General features: G+C 29.3%; 19 protein-coding genes. 6 read left to right on the forward strand and 13 right to left on the reverse strand.

Features of this window, described 5'->3' with window-relative positions:
- The first annotated feature begins 39 nt into the window (after positions 1–39).
- Together IFB02_RS06550 and IFB02_RS06555 are read left to right on the forward strand one after the other, a co-directional pair.
- Positions 40–528 (forward strand): 5' nucleotidase, NT5C type, encoded by a 489-nt coding sequence (locus IFB02_RS06550; RefSeq protein WP_223878884.1) that lies wholly within the window; start codon positions 40–42, stop codon positions 526–528.
- Positions 506–856: a hypothetical protein gene (locus IFB02_RS06555; protein ID WP_191073135.1), complete on the forward strand. Its 351-nt coding sequence runs from the start codon at positions 506–508 to the stop codon at positions 854–856. The genes IFB02_RS06550 and IFB02_RS06555 overlap by 23 nt, the downstream gene beginning before the upstream one ends.
- 2 nt (positions 857–858) lie before the next feature.
- Here IFB02_RS06555 and IFB02_RS06560 read toward each other — a convergent pair whose 3' ends face one another.
- The 4 genes from IFB02_RS06560 to IFB02_RS06575 all read right to left on the reverse strand — a co-directional run bounded on the left by IFB02_RS06560 (position 859) and on the right by IFB02_RS06575 (position 6,464).
- Complete coding sequence (locus IFB02_RS06560) at positions 859–1,965, reverse strand: response regulator (protein ID WP_191073136.1); 1,107 nt, start codon at positions 1,963–1,965, stop codon at positions 859–861.
- Positions 1,962–2,411 (reverse strand): hypothetical protein, encoded by a 450-nt coding sequence (locus IFB02_RS06565; RefSeq protein WP_191073137.1) that lies wholly within the window; start codon positions 2,409–2,411, stop codon positions 1,962–1,964. The genes IFB02_RS06560 and IFB02_RS06565 overlap by 4 nt, the downstream gene beginning before the upstream one ends.
- A complete protein-coding gene (locus IFB02_RS06570) occupies positions 2,404–5,814 on the reverse strand; it encodes a hypothetical protein (RefSeq protein WP_191073138.1) in 3,411 nt (1,136 codons plus the stop codon). The genes IFB02_RS06565 and IFB02_RS06570 overlap by 8 nt, the downstream gene beginning before the upstream one ends.
- Positions 5,815–6,215: 401 nt before the next feature.
- Positions 6,216–6,464, reverse strand: a complete 249-nt coding sequence (locus IFB02_RS06575) for a helix-turn-helix domain-containing protein (protein WP_191073139.1) — start codon at positions 6,462–6,464, stop codon at positions 6,216–6,218.
- A 174-nt stretch (positions 6,465–6,638) separates the two neighbouring features.
- Here IFB02_RS06575 and IFB02_RS06580 point away from each other — a divergent pair, with 174 nt between their 5' ends.
- A complete protein-coding gene (locus tag IFB02_RS06580; protein ID WP_191073140.1) occupies positions 6,639–7,076 on the forward strand; it encodes a lipocalin-like domain-containing protein in 438 nt (145 codons plus the stop codon).
- A gap of 11 nt (positions 7,077–7,087) precedes the next feature.
- Positions 7,088–8,131, forward strand: coding sequence for a hypothetical protein (locus IFB02_RS06585; RefSeq protein ID WP_223878885.1), 1,044 nt, complete (start codon positions 7,088–7,090; stop codon positions 8,129–8,131).
- A gap of 67 nt (positions 8,132–8,198) precedes the next feature.
- Here IFB02_RS06585 and IFB02_RS06590 read toward each other — a convergent pair whose 3' ends face one another.
- On the reverse strand, positions 8,199–8,687 hold the full coding sequence (locus tag IFB02_RS06590; protein WP_191073142.1) for a hypothetical protein: 489 nt from the start codon (positions 8,685–8,687) through the stop codon (positions 8,199–8,201).
- Positions 8,688–8,691: 4 nt separating this feature from the next.
- Positions 8,692–8,862 (reverse strand): helix-turn-helix domain-containing protein, encoded by a 171-nt coding sequence (locus IFB02_RS06595; RefSeq protein WP_191073143.1) that lies wholly within the window; start codon positions 8,860–8,862, stop codon positions 8,692–8,694.
- Between the two features lie 193 nt (positions 8,863–9,055).
- Here IFB02_RS06595 and IFB02_RS06600 point away from each other — a divergent pair, with 193 nt between their 5' ends.
- Together IFB02_RS06600 and IFB02_RS06605 are read left to right on the forward strand one after the other, a co-directional pair.
- Positions 9,056–13,264, forward strand: a complete 4,209-nt coding sequence (locus IFB02_RS06600) for a DEAD/DEAH box helicase (protein WP_191073144.1) — start codon at positions 9,056–9,058, stop codon at positions 13,262–13,264.
- Positions 13,265–13,563: 299 nt separating this feature from the next.
- A complete protein-coding gene (locus tag IFB02_RS06605; protein WP_191073134.1) occupies positions 13,564–14,184 on the forward strand; it encodes a recombinase family protein in 621 nt (206 codons plus the stop codon).
- Here IFB02_RS06605 and IFB02_RS06610 read toward each other — a convergent pair whose 3' ends face one another.
- The 7 genes from IFB02_RS06610 to IFB02_RS06640 form a co-directional block, all read right to left on the reverse strand.
- A complete protein-coding gene (locus tag IFB02_RS06610; protein WP_191073145.1) occupies positions 14,185–14,856 on the reverse strand; it encodes a hypothetical protein in 672 nt (223 codons plus the stop codon).
- A 141-nt stretch (positions 14,857–14,997) separates the two neighbouring features.
- Entirely contained in the window at positions 14,998–18,003 is a 3,006-nt protein-coding gene (locus tag IFB02_RS06615) for a type I restriction endonuclease subunit R (RefSeq protein ID WP_191073146.1), read from the reverse strand.
- Between the two features lie 2 nt (positions 18,004–18,005).
- A complete protein-coding gene (locus IFB02_RS06620; protein WP_191073147.1) occupies positions 18,006–19,973 on the reverse strand; it encodes a DUF262 domain-containing protein in 1,968 nt (655 codons plus the stop codon).
- Complete coding sequence (locus tag IFB02_RS06625) at positions 19,961–21,388, reverse strand: DUF262 domain-containing protein (protein ID WP_191073148.1); 1,428 nt, start codon at positions 21,386–21,388, stop codon at positions 19,961–19,963. The genes IFB02_RS06620 and IFB02_RS06625 overlap by 13 nt, the downstream gene beginning before the upstream one ends.
- 1 nt (position 21,389) lies before the next feature.
- Positions 21,390–22,766 carry a restriction endonuclease subunit S gene (locus IFB02_RS06630; RefSeq protein WP_191073149.1) on the reverse strand — a complete coding sequence of 459 codons (1,377 nt, stop codon included), beginning with the start codon at positions 22,764–22,766 and terminating at the stop codon, positions 21,390–21,392.
- On the reverse strand, positions 22,766–24,577 hold the full coding sequence (locus tag IFB02_RS06635; protein ID WP_191073150.1) for a type I restriction-modification system subunit M: 1,812 nt from the start codon (positions 24,575–24,577) through the stop codon (positions 22,766–22,768). The genes IFB02_RS06630 and IFB02_RS06635 overlap by 1 nt, the downstream gene beginning before the upstream one ends.
- A complete protein-coding gene (locus IFB02_RS06640; RefSeq protein WP_191073151.1) occupies positions 24,578–24,781 on the reverse strand; it encodes a helix-turn-helix domain-containing protein in 204 nt (67 codons plus the stop codon). It abuts the gene before it with no gap.
- Positions 24,782–24,868: the final 87 nt, after the last annotated feature.

Consider the following 24,868-nt stretch of genomic DNA (forward strand, 5'->3'; position numbering starts at 1 on the left):
TTTTCATATATTTAAGTGTAAATAATAACATATAAATATTTGAGTAAAACAAACAAAAAAATCCTATACATTGACATGGACAATGTATTGGTAGACTTCCGTTCTGCATTCCCTTTTTTAGACAATAGTATAAAAGAGAAATATAAAGATAACATGGATGAAATAGAGGGAATTTTTTCTCTTATGAAGCCGATGAAAGATTCAATAAATTCCTTTGAAATACTTTCAAAACATTTTGATGTATACATACTTTCCACTAGTCCTTGGGATAACCCAACCGCAGCATCTGAAAAAGTATCATGGGTAAAAAAATATTTACCTGAATTAGCCTATAAAAGATTGATTTTATCTCATAACAAACATTTGAACCATGGCGATTACATTATTGACGATAGGCTCGCAAATGGGGTTGACCGTTTTTCAGGCGAACATATCCATTTTGGACAAGAGAACTTCAAAGATTGGCATTCGGTCGTGAAGTATTTATTAATTAAAGAAAGAATTAATGAACCAGAGTTTGAAAAATAAGATTTTAGAAAAACAAATTTTTGAAGGACTTACAAATTTGAATACAGGTTGGGATGCTCCGACAATAGCATATTTCTCTGAAACTGATTTTAAAACTGTTCTAGAGAGAATTGAAAAGATGAATTTCGGAATTTACGGAATAGAACCATGGACTGAGGATAATCACTATTTTGATGTAAAGTTATTTGATGATTATTCAAACAAACCAAATGACCCATTGTGGTATAACAAAGCTTTTAGTGAGTTTAGAAAAACAGGTGAAGAACTAAAGTATTCAGCTAGTTATTATGTCCCAGAAGAGCTGTTAATTTTTGATTTAAATTTTTAACATTATAAACTTAATGATTCAAAAAAATCATCTACGAGATATTTAATTGGCATGAGTAATTCCTTATCAGATTCCATAATCAATTTAGCAAAAGGTTTTTTATAATCATCACCAATTTTATATAAAATAATAAGTGCTTCCAATTTAGTAAACCCAAATTTTTCTAACCTATCTTCGGTAAAATCACTTTTAATCGATAAACTTATTTTTGCATCATCAATTACTATATTAGTTAAATCTCTTTTTTCTAACCATTCATTCTTTTTAGCTTGTTTCCAAAAGAATTCAGAAAGCAAATCTTCAATTACAGTAGAAAAAGTAATTCCCTTTTTTTTAATAGATTTTAATATAGGAGAATATTTAGCACTACATTTTCTAATAATAAATGTTTTAGATTCAGCTGAGTTTATATCGATAAGATTTCTAAGTTTTTCAATCGAATCTTTCCCTGCTTTATCATCATCAAATAAACCGATTGCTTTTAAATATTTATTATCATTTGTTTTTATGGCTAATTGTTTCCCCCAAATAAATAACTGTCTCTCAACCCAAGAAGCTCCTCCTCCAAACTTTAAAGTATCAATGAATAATAACTTCTCTTTTTTAGGGTAAAACTTAGAAATAGTAGACTTAATTATTTTCTTATCAGTTGTTCCCTCTACAAATAAGGTTTCTATTTTTTCAACATTTATTCGAGATTTAACAAGACTTATATGAAATATTAAATCTCTTAAACTTTCTTTCCATTTTTCTTCACTAGCATCATAATACCAAACATTCCAAACATTTTTTAAATCTTTTTTTAACTCAATGAACTGAGTTAAACCTATAATATACATTGGAACATTTGCCTTAGTTTTTCTTCTGTATAAACTTCTAACTAATGATTCTCCGCCTGAATCATCAGGAGAATCATCATGTTTAATAGGCATTTTTAAGTCTGTAATTAAAAGATGAAATTCTTTTCTTTGTAAATACTCAATTGCTTCTTGAACGCAAGATGCTTGATTTATAGATAAAGTTTCTGAAATTGTTTCTTTTATTGCATTTATAATCGATGTGATTTTTTTTAAGTCATCATCAACTATGAGTATACTTATAAAACTCATTTTTTTATTTCGATTATCAATTTATCTAGTTTCTCAATCCAATTATCTTCATTAGTCTTAAAAAGAACTGCTCCAATATAAAATTCTTCAAATTCCTTGTTATATTTTTGATTCAATTCTTTAAATGTCAATGCTCCATCATTAGTTGGAAATACATCAAACATTGTAAAGAGAATAGTAGGTAGGAATAAATTTTTTCGTTTCATTTCTCTTAGAACTTTCTCTCCTCCAAATTGTTCATAATTTCCCCCCAAATCATTATTACCCTTCCCCCACAAAGGTATAGTCATATCTAAAATCAGAAAATCATATTCTCTGAAATTTTTCTTTAACTCGGATACACCACTTTGATAGGATTCTTTTAAAGTAATAGAGTCACTACTAAAAAATTCTTTTAGACGAGCAATTTTAGTTATATCATCCTCAATAATTAATACTTTATTCATCTTCATTTAATTTTACAAAAGGAAAAAATAATTCAACTGTTAAGTTATTTTCGGAAAATGAAAAGTCAAACATGTCTGTTTTAGCAGAGGTTTCATAAATTAGAATCCTTTTAATTTTATCAAAACCACTTTTATCCTCTTTATTTGACCTATCAATATTGGAATGGTCGTTCCAATTTTGCTTTACTTCTTCAAGTCTTTTTCTGTTTTCAGAATAATCTTCATTTTCCTTTAAATTATTACAAAATGCAATTTTTACATATTTATCAAGATGTAAATCGATACTAATATGAATCTTAACCTCGTTAGGTGTCAGTTTAGAATGAGAAATGATATTATTTAATAATATATTAAAAACAAATATTGTACTTGAATAAACACCAAAAGGAGCTATATTATTTTGAATAGTAGGTTTTATGAGAAAATTAGGATTAATTCGATTAGTAAGAACAATACTGGCTTCAATTACAGTATCTATACTGAGAAGTGATGTAGAGTTTGTAGTGTTTAAATAAAACCAGTCTGATATAACCTCTAACTCTTTTTGTATTTCAGTGCCAGATTTAATTAAATTAGGTATAAGTTCACAATCTGAAGTTAAATTAAATTCTCGTACTTCTTCTATACAATTATCAATAATTTCTTGAAAATTAGTCCTAATATCACCTTTAAATTTATTTACTATTTTTTTCTGTAATGATATAAGAGTGTGCTCAACTAAATTTGTAAGCAACATATCTATAATAGTTTCAGTAGTATCAAATTTTTCTCTATTTCTTTCAAAAAAATCATATAATATATCATCATTTGTGAAAAACCCAAAAATACCATAATCCTTTTCTTTTGTCTTTTCTGTTTTAATCTGGATTAGTTTATCTACTATGAAAATAATATATTCGTCAATTTCAGATGAGAATTTCTTTAGAGCTTTTTGTACTCTAATATTTTCTACGAAATAACCACTGAGTTGTTGCGCCCATACATCATTATCCTTATATTCATTATTAAGTTTTGATGTTACCAAATTAAGTTTCTCAAAAACACTTCGGATATGGTTTTTCAAAGCACCGTGTCGAATTCTGGTGCTTAAGCAGCTGTCTAAACCATGCTCTTTACTAAATAAAAAATTCTCTCTAGATTCTAAATAAATATTTTTAAAAGCCAAATATTCTGCGGAATTATATGAGTCAATTTTTGATGAACTAATAGATAGTAATTCATCCCAGTTTTGCTTGTTAGATGGATTAAAACTAATTAATTTTTGCGCTGATGAAGATTGTTCTATTTCTTTAAATCTTTTAAAATCATCCTTAAACTTTTTAATTTGTTTTTTTTTAAGATTGTCTACATCAATATACAGTCTACCTTCATCTACCTCTTTTAAAACTTTTCTAACTGAATTGGTTCTTAATATCTCATTTATTTCTTTTTCATATTCGGTTTTTGAATCATTATTTAATTTTATTAGAATATTAAGAATCATTACCCTATCTTCTTCGACTTCACTAATAGAACCATAATCTGAGGAATATTTAATTGTGTCAATGGTTGATACATTTTCAAGGAAATAAATAGTCTTACTTAAACCAAAGCGATGAACAAAAGAATCAATATCTAAATTTTTTAGGTCTTCAATATTATTTGCGAATAAAAAATCATCATAAGCTTCATATAGGTCAAACTCTTTACTGTGTAATGACATAACGATAGGAAACTCAATATGCACCTCAAAACCTTGCTTGTTTTTACACTCTTTAATTTTATTAAATAAAAGGGATGTGTTAATTTTCCTTGAACTAAAATTCTCATCAAAAAAAACAAGTCCATATAATTTTAATGCTTTGGATAGTAAATTTTGATGAAGGTAAGAGTGGAATAATAAACTTATTTTTCTTTCTCTGTAATAATTGATTGTATCAAGTTTTGAGTCATTTTCTAACAATTCTATTACTTCAGGATATTCCTTTTTATTATAATATCTTATAGCTTCAAAAGTTTTGTTTTGTCTATAATCTTTAGAAATTGGTTTTTTTAGATTTGTTGTTAGACCTAATTTGTATTCAGCAACTTGAAAAGAAAAATTGTTTCTAACAGGGGTAAGATTTTTTATAATACATTCTCTCGTATTATGAAAGAAAAGAAACTTGCTAGTTGTGTAGCTAGAAGAAAACAAGCCTCTTATGTAGTGTTTTTCTAAATTTGCTTCAATTTCAGATATTAAACTGAATACTTGTTTTCCAAAACTTGTATTCATATATCTTAACGCTGTAGTTAATAAGAAATCAAAATGCTCTTGTTCATCATTTTTGAAACTAAATACCTGAAATACACTAAAAAGAATTTTATCGATAGCTCTACTGATGCCTGTTTTAATAAAATCAGACTCTAAATTAATTAAAGATTTACAATAAAATTCGTAATATTCAAATTCTAAAGGGTTTTCTTTTAACCCTTCTAACGAAAACTTAAGTGTTTTTTTAAACAACCCCTTATAGTAAGAGTTGGAACAATTAAAAAACAATTCATTATCATTGGCTGTATCGTAGTCATCCTTAATATTTAATAAATTATAAAGATTTATTAATCTACTGTCGTTATGAATAATTTTTTTAGCTTTTTTAAGAAAGACTTGATAGAACCTATCATGCTTATTGATTTTATTAGTGTTATATATTATAGCATCAATTAAAATCAAATATTGGTCTACTATAGAAAGTGTGTTTGCTACATAGTAAACGCTTTCTAAATTTTTATAAGAATAATCGTAATTGGGGTAATTAAAATTTTTGAACACCAAAAAATCTTCAATAACTCCATCTGCATTGATGGTGTCTATGTCATTTTGAAAATGATTTAAAAAGCTCTCAAAACTCATTTTAGATTCAACTCTTTTACTACTTGAATTAATAATGAATTCATAAAGAGGAGTTTTAATCTTAGTAAGGTAGTCACTTAGTAAATTCCAATTAGCTTCAGTCCCATTTATATTATCTTCCACAAATAAATGAGCCTCAATGCTCCATAGGCTAATTCCAAATTTGTCTTCTATTTCTAAAACTATTAATCTCGCTTCATCATAATTATCCAACATTAATAATGTCTCGAAATTATTTTTCAATTTCATGAAATCATTAATTTCTGAGAAATAATCTTCTAAAATATTAGTTAGCCATCTAAACTCAATCTTTAAGTTTTGAGAAAAATTAAACGGTTCTTTCAGATGTATATCCTCAATTGAATTAAAATAGGGGGTTTTGTGCAAAAAGTTTTTGAATAAAGAATGAAGTGAAAGAGCTTCTTTAAATTGACCTGAATTTACGTTATGCTTAATTTGGTCAATTTTCTGTGGTAGAGATGTGTCTCTATTTCTTAAAATTTCAACAATTTTTTTTCTATACTGCATTTTCTCTATACTTATTTTAACAACATAGTTCTTTTACTTTTATCATCCAGTTCTTTATATATTCAAAATCAATATTTTCAATATGTTTTGTTATCGTTTCCCGTCTTGATTCTTCTGGTAACTGAAAATAAGTGTCATCCTTGGCTTCTTCTCTATAGTAGCCCTCTCTTTACATAATGGTTTCAACTACTTCTTCAAATTAATATGTTGGCAGAATCCCCCAATCAAAATTCTAATGTAGTTAATGTTAACTTATTTTTTGACATAAAATATTTTAGTTTATTCACGAGTTTAACTATGTCATTTACTTAATAGAAATAACATAGCTATAAAAAAATTAAGGGAGAGTTAAAGATATAATTTATTACTTAAAAGGAGATTTTTAAGTAAAAAAATATTGGTTAAGGTTTTTTATCAAAAACTAACAATTCTGAAGTGGTTAAATCAAAAGCAGTTGCTATACGTTTTAACATAGAAATCTTCATCTCTTGCCTTCCTAATTCATATTTTCTTAGGTTCTGAGCATCAATTTCGGCTTTGAAAGCAATTTCTTCAATTGATAAACCTCTTTCTTTTCTCAAAGTTCTTAGGTGTTTTCCTAGTTCAATACAAAACAAGGAAACCTCGTTTTTACGTTCTCTTTTGGTCATATTCAAATTTGAGAACAATTAGGTATTATCAACCAATTGCAAATAACAGGTTGTTTACAACCTTTTTTGTTTTACATTTGTAAGAAAATTACAGTCATTAAGGAAAACCGTAAAGCTTTCAGAAGCTTCTGAAATATCTTTAGTGATTTTCAAATATTAATCAATCTAAATACAATGAAAAACACCCGAATTATTTTTTATTCATCATTATTAGCAACAAGTCTATTTATATCCTCATGCTCTAGTGATGATTCTTCAGAACAAAGAACAGAACCTACTACTACACAATTAGACCTATTAAAAGGTACATGGGAAGAAAGCAATGTTACCCATGATGGCGTTGACAGTGAAACTCAAATTATTTGCAATAATGAAAGAGAACAATATGTCTTTAATGAAGATAACTCTTTTACGGAAAGATATTTTGACGATTACTGCGATGAAGACTTTGATAATGGCGAGTTTGAATTATCTGAATCTTCTCTAACATTGAATTTTGACGATTCATCAACAGATGTATATCAAATAGTAGAATTAAATGATACGACATTAAAAATTAGCTTTGATGATGGTGGAGTATTAGTTGAAGAAACTTATGTTAAAATAAATTAGAAGATTTAAAGATGAGAAAAACAAATTTTTTAATAGTACTAGCTATACTAAATTGTATGCTTTCTTTCAGTCAAGAAACATTCAAATTTCGTGATATAAGTAGATATAGCATTTATACCGTAAGAGAAGGAACATGGTTTGTGCCAGATTATGAAGCTGAAGTAAAAAATCCAATGTATGATGGGTTTTATAACGATGCAGTGAAAGAGTTTATTGAGGATTATGAAGTTATTTCAAAAAAATTAAGTGAATCTGAAAATGTAAAAGGTAAAGAAGGAAGGAAACTTAGAAAGTCTCTTAGCGCTCAAAGAATTGAAATTTTAACTAAATATCAACCGTACTTTAGTGGATTAAAATCTAAATGGTCTGGGACAGTACACTTTGAAGGTATTGATATTAATAGTCCAAACTTACTAGAAGAAAGTAAAAAAGTATTAAAAGAATTAGAAGGGACTAATTTGGTGATTAAGGATTTAAACGAAAAAGACCTTTTAAACAAAGTACCTAAAAAAAGTTTAACATTCAAAAAACTTATGTATTTAGGAGACAATACAAATATTAAAGGAGAATATTTTTTAGCTGGAAAAATAAAGGTTTCATACTCTTATAATGTAAATGATGGAACTTATGAAGACCAAGTGTTAGAAGGGGACAAAAATTATTCAAGATATTCTACTTATAATTTTTTTAAAAGTGTAGATGGTTCTGGTACTGATTTTTATAATAGCAATATTGATATATATGACCCATATGCAGTAGAAAGAAAACCTAAAAAACTTAACGCAGATGAAAAAAAAATTGTAAGTAAGATGAAAACTTACAAAGCTGAAATAACTAGTTTATTAGATAAAATTGCTCAGTATAGAAGTAAAACGAAAGCTGCTTACGAAGCAACAAAAAAAGGACAAGCTCTTCAGAAAAAAGTACAAGCATTATATGATAATAACGATGACAAATACTATGATTTCATGCAGCTATTAGACATGGAAACAAAAGAAGTCATGGTCGAATTTAATCAAGTTTTAAAAGGGGCTGTAATTATATTTGGCTTATAGTTTTAGCATTAAATAATAGAATAAAAAACCACTCAGTATTTGAGTGGTTTTTCATTTTTTATTCTTCCTAAATATCTTCTCCCCACCAATCCACAATCGTCTTAGCTTTTATCTTATCAATAGATTCTAAATTTTCACAATTTAGTATATCATCTGCTTCTATTTGATAGCAATTCCAATATCCAGAGAAAAAATCATCCATTACCTTTAACTCAGAATGTGGTGTATCCTTCCCATCTACTATAATAAGAACATATTTTACAGCTCCTTTATGAAATATCGTAATATGTGGAACAAATAATAATTTTCCTCTATCAAAATCTGGTTTAAACCATTCAAGATAATCTACATATTGTTCATCCCTTTCATTGTAAGGAATAATACCTTTAGATTCTTCAAAATAATAAGAGTTATCAGATTCATAAAAAGGTAAATCTTTATAAACACCATAATTTCGTTTCCAATGGAATTGTGCTATTTCCGAAGAATCACCAGACATGTCTTCTTTCCTTAATATTTTAAATAATTTTTCTTTTGCTTTTTCTATTTTATTCATTTTTTTAGTTTTTTACTTTTTCTAGAAATTCCTTTAATTGACCTTGAGATATTCTTACAGTATTATCGATTTTATAACTTTTTAAATCCCCTTTTTTTATCCAATTATCTATTGTGAATATGGATACTGAAAAATAAGACTGAAGTTCTTTACGTGTGTATAACCTTTCTTCCATGTTTGTTTAATTTCTTATTGCTTTATACTATATATATACTTTAAGCTAATATGATTTAGTAGTAAGCAGATAAGTTTAGATATAAAAATCAATTATTAGTGAGTACCTATATTTTCAAAATATTACTTTAGCAAGGGGTGAATTTTGGAAGTATTCATGAAAGTAATCCTTAAATTTTTACAACAATATAAATATGACACATAAGAGCATTCAATTTAAAATAACATCAGTTGAAAAAAATCAAAATGGGTATACACCTCTTGATTATGATAAAAAATACTTTACGGACTACAATGCTAGATTCAGTATAGGTAGTAAGGATTATGGTCGTAAAGTGTTATTCTACGGAAGAACTTCTCTTAAATATAGATTTCAGTCCGAAATAGAGGAGGCTAAAAGAGCTGAACTATCCATTTTCGAACATGAAGAAAAGTCAAAAACACCTAGAAGTATAAACGAAAAGGATTATCATGTTGATGGAATATATGCACATTACAGTACTAATGAACTTATTATTGCTTTAAATGCATTTTCTGCCCAAAATATTTCTTCCCATTATTCTATGAAAATGGAATTGAAAGACCTTAAGAAGAAATCCATTGAACAAGGTATTGAATTTGAAATACCTTCAAGATATAATTACAAAGCTAAGGGATTAGTTATTTCAAAACGATTAATGAAAGGAGGGATAAGTACACAGTATAATTCTATTTGTCAGGGTTCTCCATTTTTGTTTTTTGATGTAGATGTAAAGCCAGAAGAAAACCCAAGATTATATACAGATGATGGGATTCCTAATAAGTTAAATACCGAAGTGTTTGAATATTTAAAAAAAATCGCTCTAATAACAGCTAGGTCAGCAAGTGGACTTGGTATTTGTGGTGTTATATATGTTCCTAGTTTAGCGAATGAAACTGATAATAGACTTCATAAAAGTATGGGGATGGCAGTTTATGATTACATTAATAATAAACTAGACCTACCTTGTAAAATTAAATTTGATGAAGCTCAAGCTCAATTTACTCAAGGACGTTCGTTTCCTGTTCAGTTTTATAGTAACAATGACAGATATAATTGGGATAAAATAGAATTAAATAAAGATGCTATCGAATTTAAAATTGAGTCTATTGAAGTTGATAAAGAACTAAATGAAGTTAGATATGAAAATAAAAGAGAGGAATCAACATACACATACACATACACTGATGATGATTATAATCAAGAATATAACAATCAACCATTAATTAAAAAATATAACATGGAACATTTCTGTTATGAAATATTCATGAACAATGGATATGAAATAACTAAAGAAGAAAATTCTCAAGGATATTCTAAACTATCAAAAGTAGGTAAGAGAAATGATTCCATATCATTATCAAGTAATAACACATTTAAATGTTTTACGAGTAGCCTAAAGGGTTTTACCCCATTTGATTTATTATCTCAACTTGAATTTAATGGCGATTCCAGAGAGGCTTATAATTATGTTAAGAGTATTTATGAAGAAAAAAATAACAAAGAAATATTTGATACAAAATCTGTTCTGAATAATTGGGAATTGCTTGATGATGAAGATAAATTTTATGACCATCCAATGGAGAGTCTTGAAAAAACTTACTCATTAGTAGAGTTAAATGAAGTCATTGGTTCAAATACAATTTTTAACTCTTTTAAAATTGACGATAATGGTAAATTTGAAGTTGTAGATACTACTGCAAAAGATTTATTAGGAATAACAGAACGAGATATTGAATTATCTCTTCATAGAACATACAAATCCACAGGTTACGAATATCCTGTTCTTGACATAATTAAAAATACTGATATATGCACAACTTTAAAGGTTGAGGGATTTCTAACAACAGATTTAATCATTAAGAATTGTACATCATATATAAACTATATATATGCAGGTTGTGGATTAGGAAAAACAACAACCTTTCTGGGTAAAAACAATCCTAATATAGATGGCTTAACGAAAGATTTTAGTGTCTTATTTATAGTACCTCGTAAAATGATGGTAGAACAACAAGCTCTAACAGCAAATGGTTTATGTCAAATAGTTGCATCTACTGGAGATAAAATAATTAAAACTAATGATGGCATTGAATATATTCAGTCAATTGGTAACAATTCTGAAAAATTATATGATGATAAAAATAATCTTAAATCTGTAATTTTAACCTATGACCAATTCGTTCATCTTCCAAATGATTTAGTTTCTAAATATGATTACATTGTTTTTGACGAAGCTCACTTATTAACTTCAGATTCTTATAGAGAAGCAATTCCAAAATCATTTTTAAAAATTGAAGAAGTTAAAAAAGAAAACTCAAAGGCAAAATTTATTTTATTATCTGCAACTCCTAGTATAGAATTATTGACAATATCTAAATATCATAAAAATGATTTTAAACTTTTAAACATTGTTAAATCTCACAAGGAGACTCCATCTTTATACGTGCATAATTTTATTCATACCGATAGAGTAAAAAAAGATATCCAAATATTTGAGCAAGTAGTATCTGATTTAGACCAAGGAAAGAAAGTTGTAATTTTTTGTGAAAATAAAAATCAAATAAATTTACAATGGAACAAGTTAGAGGAATACTGCAATGATATGGGGATTAAGCCTCCATCAAGAAGTTATGTTTCATCAGAATCAAAAGAGCTAGACCTTTATAAAGAATTAGTAAAAAATGAAAATCTTAATGTAGATTTAATGTATAGTACCTCTGTATTAAATGTTGGTGTAAATATATCATCAGGGGTAGAGAAAGGGGTAAGTTTTATTTTTGATTATAGTTCTAATAATGGCTATGACACAGCTATAGGGCAAATTCAATTATTATTTAGAAACCGTTCTAGATTAACTGAAATACATTGTTTCTCTAATTTGATGGATACTTCAAATCCTAATTTGTTCAAAATTAATAAACCTGCAATCAAAAACGATGAAGTCAATTCTATCTTTGACAAGAACAAATTAGATAAAACTTATGAAAATAAAACGCTAGCAAAAAGCACTAAATATAGTGATGTGAGTTTTAGTCATTTTGAAGAAGTATCAGATTGTGCAACAGCTACATTTGAACTAAACGAGCAGTTAATCACAGAGCAAAAGAGATTGGATACCTTTATTAAACAAGCAGTAACTCATGACTGTAAGGTTTATTATGTTTTGAATTCAGATACAGGAAACTCAAAATTGAAAACAGGAGATTTATCAAACGAGTTCTCATTGAATGTCATTAATGAATTACTAACTTTAGATACAGGTCAAAGAATTTATTTTGAAAAAGGAATACAATCAACTGCTGATAAAATAGAGCCTACATTTAGTTTAGACCAGAATAGCCTACAAATAAGAGACGAAATCAGGTATTATCAATGTGCGTATCATTCTGCTTTTCATCCATTATTACAAAAATTAAGAAGGAGTTATAACACCTTAATGTATTATTACAGGGAAAAAGATAAACTTAAAGACGTTTTCAATTTTATTATTAACACATCAAGTAAAAAAGCAATAGACAAAAGAATTGTAGATTATATTAACACTTATAAAACCATTCATGAAGATAGCATAATTACACAAATGACAGACAGTGTTATTAGTTCAAAAGGAGATTGTATTGATAAGATAACTTTAAAAAACATCCTTAATTCAATTATACCAAATGAAATAAGCTCTCATTTTTCAAAGAATCTTTCTGATGAATTAATAAAAGGCAATTATCAAAATGTTAAGGTTATAAGTGAACCACAATTTCAACATTTTTTTAAAGAACATATTATCAATAAAGTTAATGACTCTTTTCTAAAATTATATAAAACTTCTACCTCAAAGACAGATAGTGAAGAGTTAGAAATAGAGAGTTTGAAAATTTTAGAGAGTAATAGGAAAATTGAGTCAGATGTCAATGATTCCCCTATTTTAAGTTTTTTAGGGTTTGATATGAATATTAACTCTTTAAATAATGCAGATTTATTTGAAAAACTTCTTAAGGAGCTTTCTGATAAATACCCTAGAGAAGGGTTGAATCAACATATATTAGTTGATTATAACATAGAAAAGGATAACTTTAATTCTAAAAAAACCATATCCATTAGTATAAACGATTTTTATTTAAAATACGATAATGAATTGTCTGTTTTTAGAGAAAAACCTGAAAATAGAAGAAGTAAATTTTGTTATGCAATTATTGACAACGGAACTGAAGAAGTGATAATTGAAAAAAGCATGAAATTATTACATTCAACGTTAAGTGAAAAAGGTATTTTATCTAAAATGGTGAGTCCTCAAAATTACAACTTTGAAAAACTGAATAATTTTAATAAAACAGATAAGTTAAATTCTTGTAGGAATTATACGGTAATCAAAAAGATTCCTATATAATTTAATTAATTGACCAAACTATCCATTTTAATTTTGGCAATGTCATACCAATTATATAATAGTCACAAAACTCTTTATTAAAAGTTAAACCAGACACTTGCATTACAAATTTTGACCTGTACTTTTAGATTACTAATTAAAGTTCTATCACAGGTCAAAATTTGTAATGTTATTATTTAAAAGTCTAATCTATTCAATATACATAATCACGATAAGATAATTGCCGTAAACATACACTTGTCAGGGAATTATCACTATATTAGTGTTATTATTTAATACAACCTAAATTAATAACATTTATGAGCAATATTGGATACTACCTAAGAACATCTCACTACCTTCAAAACATCGGAACTCAAATTGATAAAATTGAAGATGGTTGGAAGGTGTATGAAGATAAAGGTGTCAGCGGTCGTATCCCATTCCTCGAACGTCCAAGTGGTAAGCGACTTATTGAGGATATTGCAAACGGTAAGATTAATCAAGTGATAGTCCTTCGTATCGACCGTCTTGGAAGAGACCTAGAGGACATACTTAAAACCATTAAAACTATCCATAGCTATAATGTGCCTATCACATCGCAAAATGAGGGTATAACTACTCTTATTGATGGTAAAGAGAGCGTGATGTCTAACTTGCTTATTAATATATTAAGCTCGATTAGTGAGTTCCAATACCACCAGACTAGAGAAAAAACATTAGCAGGAATTGAACGTGCTAAATTAGATGGTAAATATAAAGGACGAAAAATCGGTAGTACAGAAAGTGTTGAGACCTTCTTATCTAAACCAAAAGTTCAAAAGATAATGACCTTACTTAATGAAGATATAGGAATCAGAAAGATTAGTCGAATCGTTGAATGCTCACCTAACTACATATATAAGGTAAAGAATGCCATGACAACTAATCTTTCTGCCTAATTAAATCTGATTAATCTTTACATCCGTTATTGTAGGTTCGAACTCTCGACTGAACCTCTGAATGCTTTTGCTCTTCTTCTTATAAATACTCCAACAATGCGTGTGAGTGAACGTCTTACCTCTAGGTGTTTTATAATTGTTCTCAATCAACCAATCCGATATCTGTTTAAAGTTCCATCCATCTTTCTCATGAAACTTACTTATGATATCAAAAAGTTCTTGCTGATATGGACTGTAAGTTGATGTCCATAGATTAGATGATGATAAACTTACAGACATATTAAGTGAGTATATAGGTTTAATAGGTGCTGAGTGTTGTCCCGTTGGAGAACATTCCGTTACGGTGGAGTAGTCACGAACGGGGGTGAGTTGATTTAACTTTTTACGACCTCGTTTAACTGGCATAATAGATATTTGGGTTCCGTTTTCGGAACCCTTTTCTTTTTCTAATACGACAGGTATTTTAAAATTAATATTTAAAAGGTGCAGTTTATTCTCATTATCATAGTTCACTGTTATTTTATCTATTATAACCTTGAGAAACTCCTTTTTCATCTCGTCTGAAATATTGGTTTGAGTTTTGATATGTTCTGAGAAATTGTCAATCCAGTCAAACCATTTCTGTTCAGTTCCTAATTGCCTTAGTTTACTTCTCAAACCTTCAATCTTCAATTTGACTTGTTTAAGCTTTATGGCGAGGTCTTTTTTTAAAAGTTTATAAACCTGTTCAGAAGAAAACTCTTGTAATATATTCCGTGATTCGATTTCTACTAAACCTCTTTCAATAGTTGTCTTAGTTTTTTAATGTAATCTCTATAAAGATTTACGTAACATTTCTTTTACCATATTAAAAACCATTGTATTAAACTCCTCTTTAGCTTCTTCGTTGTCATTAATGACTTTATAAAAATCAAAATTTGTTGTTACGTGTTTCAGTAATTCGTCTTGTGCTAATTTATCACTTGTAATTCTTGCATTCTGTTCGTCAGAATGCTCGATAGAATTTAGCATATCTTTGTTTTTAGCCACTCCATTTACAACACTTTCAGCCATTTGCCTAACCTTATCAGCATCTTCAAATTCAGTTCCATAGCGGTCATTAAAAGTTTTAATAATATTAGATAATTGGTCAATTTCAGGGTCAGATGTTCCGCCTCTCATTTCTGTAGGAATAGGTTGTAAATCTTCTCCCTGTTCCATTGCTATATTTGTGGTGGCTTCCAATTGTAGGCGGTAACTATCCATATCTATATTATCTAAAACACCTTGTGAAAAATCAGGTTCAGCATCAGTTCCTAATTTGCTTTGTAAATGATTTAAGAAAATATACAGACGCTCTAAATATGCATTTTCAAAATCTACAATTTGAGATAAGAATATATACAAACGTACATAAGTCTTTACTTTTGCTCTAAAATCCGCTTGTTGCTCTTCTTCTAAATCTTCTCTAAAAACAACACTTGACTGGTCTAAAATGTCGTGTAACTGGTCTACTGTTACATTTGCTAATATTTTATTTGAAAACTTTTCTACTTGCTCTCTAGAATAGACTTGATAACTGTCTAAAGCATCTTGTAAGTCAAATAATTTATTTGGGTCTGTAGCCTCTCCTAAAATAGTATTTTCAAAATATGGTTTAAATGCTTTTTCTATATCCTCAGAAGAATTGGCAAAATCTAAAACAAAAGTATCTGTTTTTAACGGATGACTTCTATTTAGTCGGGATAAGGTCTGTACCGCATTTACACCACCTAATTTCTTATCTACATACATTGTATGAAGCAGTGGTTGGTCAAAACCTGTCTGAAACTTATTAGCTACTAATAAAAATTTGTATTCATCTTTTTCAAATTCTTCAGGTATGTTACCGCTTGGAAAACCATTTAAACTTGATTCAGTTTCTCCATCTATTTCCCCAGAAAAACCAACAATTGCTTTGTATGGACTATTAATAGATTTTAGATAAGCATCAAAAGCGTGTTTGTATTGTACCGCTTTAGCTCTGCTACTTGTAACCATCATAGCTTTTGCCTTGTTACCCATTTTATTCTTCTTAACTACATTATCTATAAAATGGTTAATCATTAAAATGGATTTCTTTTTGATAGCATGGTCATGACCTTCGACATAGGCTTTCAGTTTTTTTTGAGCCTTTTTCTTATCGTACTCTGGGTCGTCTTCTATCTTTTTCAGTAAAGCATAAAAGCTTTGGTATGTTGTATAATTAAGCAATACATCTTTAATAAAACCTTCTTCTATGGCTTGTTTCATTGAGTACAAATGAAATGCTTTGTATTTGGTTTTTCCATCCTGTTCAAATGGTTCGCCAAATAATTCTAAGGTTTTGTTTTTTGGCGTAGCTGTAAAAGCAAAATAACTTGCATTAGGTAAGAGTTTACGAGCTTTAACTATTGCCCTTATAAAATCTTCACCTGTTACTTCATTATCTTCTGTTTCATCATAGTTTTCTAAATCACTTTGAAGCTGTTCTTCGTCTGAAACTTTGGCTAGTGTTTCGTTTAATTTACGAGCCATTTGTCCACTTAAACTACTATGTGCTTCGTCTATAATGATTCCAAAATTATTGCTTGGTAAATCACCAATATCCTCGACAATATGGGGGAATTTTTGAATGGTAGTAATTATTATTTTTTTTCCTTCTTCTAATGCAGTTTTTAATTGCTTACTTCCATCTGTAATAGCTTGTACAACACCTTTGACTTGTTGGTATTGTTTTATGTTCTCTCGTATTTGCTTATCTAAAACTCTTCGGTCTGTGATGACAATAACGGTATCAAAAATTGTTTTAGAACCTGATTTATCATGTAAACCAACCAGTTGGTGAGCCAACCAAGAAATGGAGTTACTTTTACCTGAACCTGCCGAATGTTGTATCAAATATTTTTGACCTGCCCCTTTTTCTTGCGCATCTGCTAATAATCGGGAAACAGCGTTTAATTGATGAAAACGAGGAAATATAAGTTTTTTAGTTTTTTTTACTTTTTTCTTACCCTTAGCGTCTATATACTCTTTGTCTTCTGTGATTAATTTAGCATAGTTTTGAAGGATATTGGTAAGAGTATCTTTAGTTAAAATCTCTTTCCACAGGTAATCTGTTTTTATACCACCATTAGGTTCATTTCCTGCTCCGTTTTTATTTCCTTTATTGAAAGGTAAAAAATAAGAGCTGTCGCCTTCTAGCTTTGTACACATCCATACTTCTTCTGTGTCTACAGCAAAATTAACAACCATCCTGCCTAAACGAAATAACTCTTCGTTTGGGTCACGGTCAGTTTTGTATTGTTTTATGGCATGTTTTACATTTTGATTGGTAAGCTCGTTTTTAAGCTCAAAGCTGATAATTGGCATACCATTAATAAACGTAACAATGTCTAAAGATTTTTTGTTTTTTGGCGAAAAATAGACTTGACGCATCACCGAAAAAATATTGGCTTGGTAATAGTCATTTGCTTTTTTGTTGAATACAGAAACTGGTTTGTCATAAAACAAGCGTAGCTTGGTATCTGTAAAGCCATCTACAATACCTTTACGCAAAACTTCTATAATGCCCTTTTGTTTTATTTGGTCGTTTAAACGCTTTACTATTTTTTGTTTGTAAAGGTCTTTATGGTAACGTTTTAATTTGTCTAATACTTTGGCTTGTGTTTTTTCTAAAAACTGAAACAGCAAATCTTCATCAATACAATTGATATTATTGTAATTGCTGTTTGCTCTTTCTACATAGTTGTTGCTATTAACTAAATAATCAACAATATGCTTTTCAAAGCCATTTTCTTTTGTATTGGTGTTTTTACTCATAGTTAATTCAAATTGTGGTCATGAAAATAATCATTTAGCAATACCATTATTTTTTCAAAATGTTCTTTTGCTTTTTCATCATTCCAAACATCTTCATTATATATTAAATCTGATTTTAAGCTATCTATACTTCCTTTTACTTTTTTATTTTCAAACATACTGCGTTTAACACCATATGCTTTGTCACTGTATTCTGAATTTATACTTCTAGTAACCAGCACTAAATTGCCCATTGTATCTAAGGTTTCAATACAAACCTTGTCTCTAGGGTCTCTTGGGTTTTGCGGGCCTATATGTTCAATTGAGTTTCTTGCTGTCATTTTATAATTACTCCATTCATCTTCTTTATCCAATTGACCTCTATAATACCAGAGTATAAATTCTATTTTATAAAACCAATAGTGTGGAAAGCTAACACCTGAATTATTTAAATTCTCCAGAGTACCGAAAACTGTTTCTGCATCACATTCTACATCTAAAAAATCTTCCATAGAATTAATAGTTCTTTCTGGTAAAGAAATATGCTCCGTATTTGAACTAAATAAGGTATTGTCTAATTGTCTTAACCAGTAATAGGCATCATTAAATGATGGTTTTTCATCAATCATCCAATATAAAAAAGGTGTCAACCAGTATTGAGTCGTGTTTTGTTGAGAATGGTATAATATGCTTTGTAGCAATGCCATTCCGTTCAAACTGTCTTTATTCAATCTTCTCAAATAATAAGTCCAGCCTCCTTTTTTTTGGTTTTGTTTATAAATGTCCTTAATACCGTGTTCTTCTTTGTCTTCTAAAACAGTAATCCACTTTATTACATATCTGTCAAAGCAATATCTAACTTTAAACAATGTTTTAAAGAATTTAACTACAAATTTTTCGTTGATAATTTCAGACTTCAATAAGTGCTTATCAAAAGTTTCTAAAAGCTCTTTTTCATTGATACGTAAAATATCCTCATCATCATTTTTGAATAGAAAAATACGTAATGTATGTAGCAAAAGTTGAGGAAAAGAGAGAATACTCCTCACTGGTTCAAACTCATCTTCATTTGATTCAGGATGATGAGTAATATTGTCTTTAATTGAAGTTGCAATATCCTCGTATTGTTCAGGATGTTCTAACACATCGCTTAGCATAAGAGTGGTTTGAGGATTTGAACTTTCGAATAAATTTAAAACATCATTAATGTGAAATCCATTATGATAAATATGAGCTACATCCTTTGAAGAGCCAATTTCTAAGGCAATAACACGTTCTAAATAATTATCCATTACAGAACATACTTGCCATAGTTTGGCATATTGATTCCTCTTTTCTACATTTTTAATGTAGTTAAGTAGCCTAGCTTTAAGTATCTCGTGATGTGCCAACTGCTCACCTCTGTTGTTTAAGGCTTCAAACAATTTGTTAAGGTCAGTAGTTTTTGGCACATCGGTTAATACCATTTTTACTTTTTCAAAAATATAATTTGAGAATTTTATTTTTTCTTCCTCATCTTCTAAGTGTTGTAAAATCAATTGGTTAATTTGATTTCGAGCTTTCCCTATTTTTAATAAATCAGAATAGTCTTTTGAATCATTTGATGAAGAATGTTCTGCATTACCTATATTATTGAAATAGTCTGTTACATTTTGACGTATGGCAAACTTTAACCTAAGTTCTCCATTTTTATAGGTGAATGGCTCAAGATTACCTCCTAATTCATTGGATAATAACCATAGTGTGGTAAATCGCTGCTGCCCATCTACCAGGTCATACAACTTGTCGCTATTTTCATTATTTACAGTTATGACTCCACCTATGTAGTATATGTCCTTATCTGCTTTATATGCTGTAAGTAAATCTTCAAATAAGGTTTTTACTTGCTCTTCTGTCCAAACATACAATCGCTGATAGATAGGAATATTGAACTCAAATTCTTGAGCTACAATTGATTTTATATCTGTTAAATTTGATACTATGCTATCCATTGCTTTCGGCTCTTTACTTCAATTAATCTATTATCAACATCCTTATTATAATACTCACATAACCTTTCTATATATCGGTCTATTACATTGTTTTTTACTTCTTTTTTTCCATTTAAGAACCCATTATTGATATAGATGTTTTCAGTAGGTTTTGCTTGATTAATAAAACTAAACACTTCATTAGGCAAATAAGCACTGCATATTACATCCAATAAGCTATTAGACGCATTTTTTAAACTGTTTTTTATGGCTTCTTGACGCACATAATATTTCTCTAACCTAATGGCTCCTAAATAATAATCGAAATACTGTATGGCTTTAAAGAACTGTTCTTCCTTAAAATTGTCATAGTAGGCTACTAAACACATTTGCATATAATAACGTAAATACTCCGACATATCTTTGGTGTACAAAGCATTATAAAAAAGCAATGCTTTTTCTATTTCAAGAGACTTCTGTTCTTTGGTGTTAAAAAGAAAACGAAATATGGCGTGATACTTATCTGTATAATCAAAAAAGTTCTGTCCTTTATAGATGGGTTGCCTTATAGCAAAAGGATAGTCTTTTTTAGCTAAAGGTTTTTCTGCTGATACCAGTAGTACACCATTCTCTGTATATTCTAATTGGTGATAACGCATATTGTTATTATTAGGAAATAAACGAAAAGCGTTTTTAGTCTCTGTACTGTACGTGTTTTTTTGAAACTCTGTTAACACTTCCGTTTTATTAGGATACGGGAAATGCGATTGCCCTTTCCATTGTCTCACCTTAAACAATATTTCATTGAATAAATGTTTGAGGTCTAGCAAATGGTTATCTTCTTTTCTGGCTTTAAAGGTAATATCTTCCCAAGATTTTGCTTTTTGCTCTTGTAGTTTTTCGGGTAATGCTCTAAGATGATATGCTTTTAGATAATCATCTACGCCAAGACTAACACCTCTATTGTTTTGAGAATCGAAAAACGCAAAAGCATGGTCTTGATTATCACTTACAATTACCGTAAACTCTAGCTTGTGGAAAATTTTAGAATCCTTTAATTTTTCTAATCTAGCTATGGATTGCTTTGCAAAGTTTAAGTTTTTGGCAATGTTAAAACCTGAAACACTTTGATTGTATTGTACATTTTGCCCTTTTAGCAACGAGCCATATAGTTGGTAATAGATTAGTGCTAATGTTGTAAGTCTTTGTTGACCATCTATAATTTGAAAATTAGCATCTTTAGTATTGGCAAACAACAATACAGAACCCATATAATAGGTTTGTTTAGGACTTGAAGCAATGTATTCTTCCCAATCTTGTAACAACTCTTGTACTTTGGCAACATCCCAAGTATAAGCACGTTGATAATCTGGTACGACCAAATTTGGAAATCTCTCATACAAGTCAAAAAAACGGTATGTATTAACTTGTATCAAATTAATTAACTTCTTTTTTATAATTAGAAGCTTCCTCTGCTACCATTGCCAAAGGTGTTTCTTCTGTAGGTAGTTTAAAATCTCTTACATCTATTTTACCTGTAACCGCTTCTGCTATTAAAGCTGTTTTGTATTCTTCTACTAAAGTAATTTCTTTCTCTATTGTGGTTATAGTCTTGGTTACTGTGTTTAATTCACTTTGTATATATTCTGAAATTTTAATTTGTTCTTCAATTGGAGGAATAGATGTATATATTGTTTTTAAGTCATTAATGTTAAACCTAAAAACCTTTACACCTGTGGAATATTTACGAAGTTCTTTTGTGAATACTTTTGAAGAGTAATACAAATACTTTCCATCTATTTTTTTATTTGGTTTTAACAGCATTTGTTCTCCACCTAATAAACCTATATCAGTTCTATTGTAAAAAGCAGAATGTCCTAAATCTTCTATCGTTTCTGAAGTTGAAACAATAATTACATCTCCTTTGTTTACAACCTGTGAATCTTTATAAAACTCATCATTAACATAAAACTGAAAATTTTTATCAACTTCATCAATTTTATATGTTTTTCCATACTGCAAAGCAACATAGTTTCCATTACTCAATAATTCATCTTTTTTAAAACTTGAATTACCTCTTACAAAATTGGAAACACCAATTAGTTTGGTTGTTTTCCAATGTTCAGGGATTTCTCCCAACCATTCAATACCGCTATCTTTCATTGGTACATTTGGGTTGATGCCTTTTGTAACTGCTTGGTTTATTATGGCTGCTTTTTGCTCGTTGAGTAACTCAATGAGCTGTTTTTTCTTGGTAATAAAACGGTTGATTTTCTCGGTTTTGTAGTCGAGAAAATTGGCTATTGTGGTTTGTTCTTCATCACTAGGAACTAAAATGGTTTCCCTTCCAAAATCTTTATAACTCAAAGATTGTCTAACACCACCACCAAGATTATAGTAATACTTAAACTTATCTAAATAATGAAGTAAATAATAATAGTATTTTGAATCTAAATCAGTTTTTGGTGCAAGTCCGATGTAAGCACTTGTAATAATACCTCTCTCATTAGCATAACCTACTCGAAGGCTTTTTTTATCATTTTGAAGGTCGGTAAATCTCAAAACAATGTAGCCTTCATCTATAATTTGATAGCCTTCAAAAGAAGCAGGCACTAAACCTGTTGCATTATCAATATCTTTTCTTTTTAATTTCCCATAACTTAAAGACAATAGATTTTTTTCAACAAGCCCTAAATTTTTCACTTTGTTATCTGAAAACAGCATTCGCAAGTCAGTTTCTTGCCAGTGTTCTGGTATTTGGTCAAGCCAAATTGTCTTTGAAGGTTTGTATGATTGATATTTTACTTTACTCATTATGAAACAATTTCTTTTAATAAACCATCTGTTTCATTTTCTAGAGCCATAATATCTTTTTCAATTTGTTCTAAATTTCTTAAAGGCTCGTATTCATAAAAGTATTTTGTGAAGGGAATATGATAACCTACTTTCATTTTCTTTTTATCATACCAAGCATTTTCTGCAAATGGTAATACTTCACGAGCGAAATAGTCGTCTATATTTTCTTTTAAAGGTACATTTTCAGAGTCTTTTAATTCCTTATCAGATTTCGGCTTGCCTTTACTGTCTTTAACAATGTTTCCTTTTCCATCTATTTCGGGTTGATGCGTAGTGATTTGGTAAAAGCCAAAATCTTCGTTGTCAAATATTTTAGAATATTTGTTTTCCTCGAATTCAAAATATAGATTTTGTATATCAATAATATGATTGGGTTTTAATTCAACTCTCTTATCTCCTAAAGGTTTTCTCATATTTTGAGAGAATATTTCTTTAGAAGAAGCATTTATCAATTGTACTTTCCCTTTTCGTTTTTCTTCTTTTACATTGCTTAAAATCCAGATATAGGTAGCAATACCTGTGTTGTAAAACATATCGTTGGGCAATTGTATAATACACTCTAGCAAATCGTTTTCTAAAATGTACTGGCGTATGCCACTTTCGCCACTTCCTGCATCGCCTGTAAATAAGGCAGAACCATTATGTATAGAAGCAATTCGGCTACCACCGTCTTTTGGGTCTTTCATTTTAGAAAGCATATGTAGCATAAACATTAACTGTCCGTCATTGCTACGTGAAGTCAAACATGTTTCTTCTAGTTCGCCTTTAAAGTTTTTAATAGGTAGGTTAAAACGTCTGTCGTTTATTTCTACTTTTTTACCAGTGCCTACGTTTAAGTTTTCTATGTCTTGTTTCCAACTTGTTCCATAAGGAGGATTGGTTAACATAAAATTGAATTTCAGATTTGGGTCAAAACCATACTCACTCAATGTAGAGCCAAACTTTATTTTGTCTGGGTCTTCGTTTTTTAGCAACATATCAGATTTACAGGTGGCGTACATTTCACCCGTGTTTTCTTGACCGTATAAATGAAAAGTTGCTTTTGATTTTATTTCACCATCAGGATTGGTTGCATATTTTTTAGATTGTGTTAGCATTGCTCCAGAACCCGCACAAGGGTCGTATACTAAAAACGTTCCGTTTTGTATTTGGTCTTTTACAGGCAAATACACCAAATGGGTCATTAATTCAATAATCTCTCTAGGTGTAAAGTGACGTCCAGCAGCAGCGTTTGTTTTTTCGTTGAATCTGCGAATTAAGTCCTCAAACATATAACCCATTGCCATAGGTGATATTTTTTCAGGGCGTAATTCTATTTTTGGATTACAGAATTTCTCAATAAGTGAAAAAGTAATACCACCATTTTCAAGTGTTTCTAATTGGTTTCTAAACTTAAATTTAGAAATAATGTCTTGTACATTTTCCGAGAATCCGTTTAGATAGTCTTCAAAGTTGCTGTCAATGTTTTTTGGGTCATCCAACAACTTTTTCATTGTGTATGGTGAAGTGTTGTAAAACGCCAATCCAGAACCGTGTTCTTTACTTGTTAATAACCCTAGAAGATTATCTATTTTACTCTTAAATTCTTTATGCGTTTTAAGCACTTGGTCTTTGGTAGGCTCTAACGCCAAATCTAAACGTCTTAATACTGTCATCGGTAATATAACGTCTTGATATTGGTTTTCTAAATACTTATTGATTAAAACATCATCTGCTACTGTCCAGATGAAGTTTATAATAGGTTGTAGGCTTTGTGTATCTAAATTCATTTATTTTTTCTTAAAATCTCGTTTCTCAATTAGCTCTTTTGCCTCCATATTCAATATTTCAGCTATTTCAAACAGGACTTCAATACTCGGCTGTCTTTTGTTTCGAGCATACTCATTAATCGTATTATAACTTTTACCCATCTTATTGGCAAGCCAAGTTTGACTAATTCCTTTGTCTTTAAGAACTTCTTTTATTCGGTTCATTTTAAACCATTTTTAAGTTATGTCTAATCTAATAAATCTCATTGAAATATGATGGGATTTTACACTGTATTTTATTGAATTTGATGT

Source organism: Mesoflavibacter profundi (assembly GCF_014764305.1).
Classification (GTDB): Bacteria; Bacteroidota; Bacteroidia; order Flavobacteriales; family Flavobacteriaceae; genus Mesoflavibacter; species Mesoflavibacter profundi.

Bases quoted from the DNA above. Each gene is read 5' to 3' on its own strand.
- IFB02_RS06620 (WP_191073147.1), bottom strand. From the start codon at position 19,973: ATGGATAGCATAGTATCAAATTTAACAGATATAAAATCAATTGTAGCT.
- IFB02_RS06570 (WP_191073138.1), bottom strand. From the start codon at position 5,814: ATGCAGTATAGAAAAAAAATTGTTGAAATTTTAAGAAATAGAGACACA.
- IFB02_RS06600 (WP_191073144.1), top strand. From the start codon at position 9,056: ATGACACATAAGAGCATTCAATTTAAAATAACATCAGTTGAAAAAAAT.
- IFB02_RS06565 (WP_191073137.1), bottom strand. From the start codon at position 2,411: ATGAATAAAGTATTAATTATTGAGGATGATATAACTAAAATTGCTCGT.
- IFB02_RS06595 (WP_191073143.1), bottom strand. From the start codon at position 8,862: ATGGAAGAAAGGTTATACACACGTAAAGAACTTCAGTCTTATTTTTCA.
- IFB02_RS06640 (WP_191073151.1), bottom strand. From the start codon at position 24,781: ATGAACCGAATAAAAGAAGTTCTTAAAGACAAAGGAATTAGTCAAACT.
- IFB02_RS06575 (WP_191073139.1), bottom strand. From the start codon at position 6,464: ATGACCAAAAGAGAACGTAAAAACGAGGTTTCCTTGTTTTGTATTGAA.
- IFB02_RS06605 (WP_191073134.1), top strand. From the start codon at position 13,564: ATGAGCAATATTGGATACTACCTAAGAACATCTCACTACCTTCAAAAC.
- IFB02_RS06635 (WP_191073150.1), bottom strand. From the start codon at position 24,577: ATGAATTTAGATACACAAAGCCTACAACCTATTATAAACTTCATCTGG.
- IFB02_RS06630 (WP_191073149.1), bottom strand. From the start codon at position 22,766: ATGAGTAAAGTAAAATATCAATCATACAAACCTTCAAAGACAATTTGG.
- IFB02_RS06590 (WP_191073142.1), bottom strand. From the start codon at position 8,687: ATGAATAAAATAGAAAAAGCAAAAGAAAAATTATTTAAAATATTAAGG.
- IFB02_RS06555 (WP_191073135.1), top strand. From the start codon at position 506: ATGAACCAGAGTTTGAAAAATAAGATTTTAGAAAAACAAATTTTTGAA.
- IFB02_RS06560 (WP_191073136.1), bottom strand. From the start codon at position 1,965: ATGAGTTTTATAAGTATACTCATAGTTGATGATGACTTAAAAAAAATC.
- IFB02_RS06615 (WP_191073146.1), bottom strand. From the start codon at position 18,003: ATGAGTAAAAACACCAATACAAAAGAAAATGGCTTTGAAAAGCATATT.
- IFB02_RS06580 (WP_191073140.1), top strand. From the start codon at position 6,639: ATGAAAAACACCCGAATTATTTTTTATTCATCATTATTAGCAACAAGT.
- IFB02_RS06585 (WP_223878885.1), top strand. From the start codon at position 7,088: ATGAGAAAAACAAATTTTTTAATAGTACTAGCTATACTAAATTGTATG.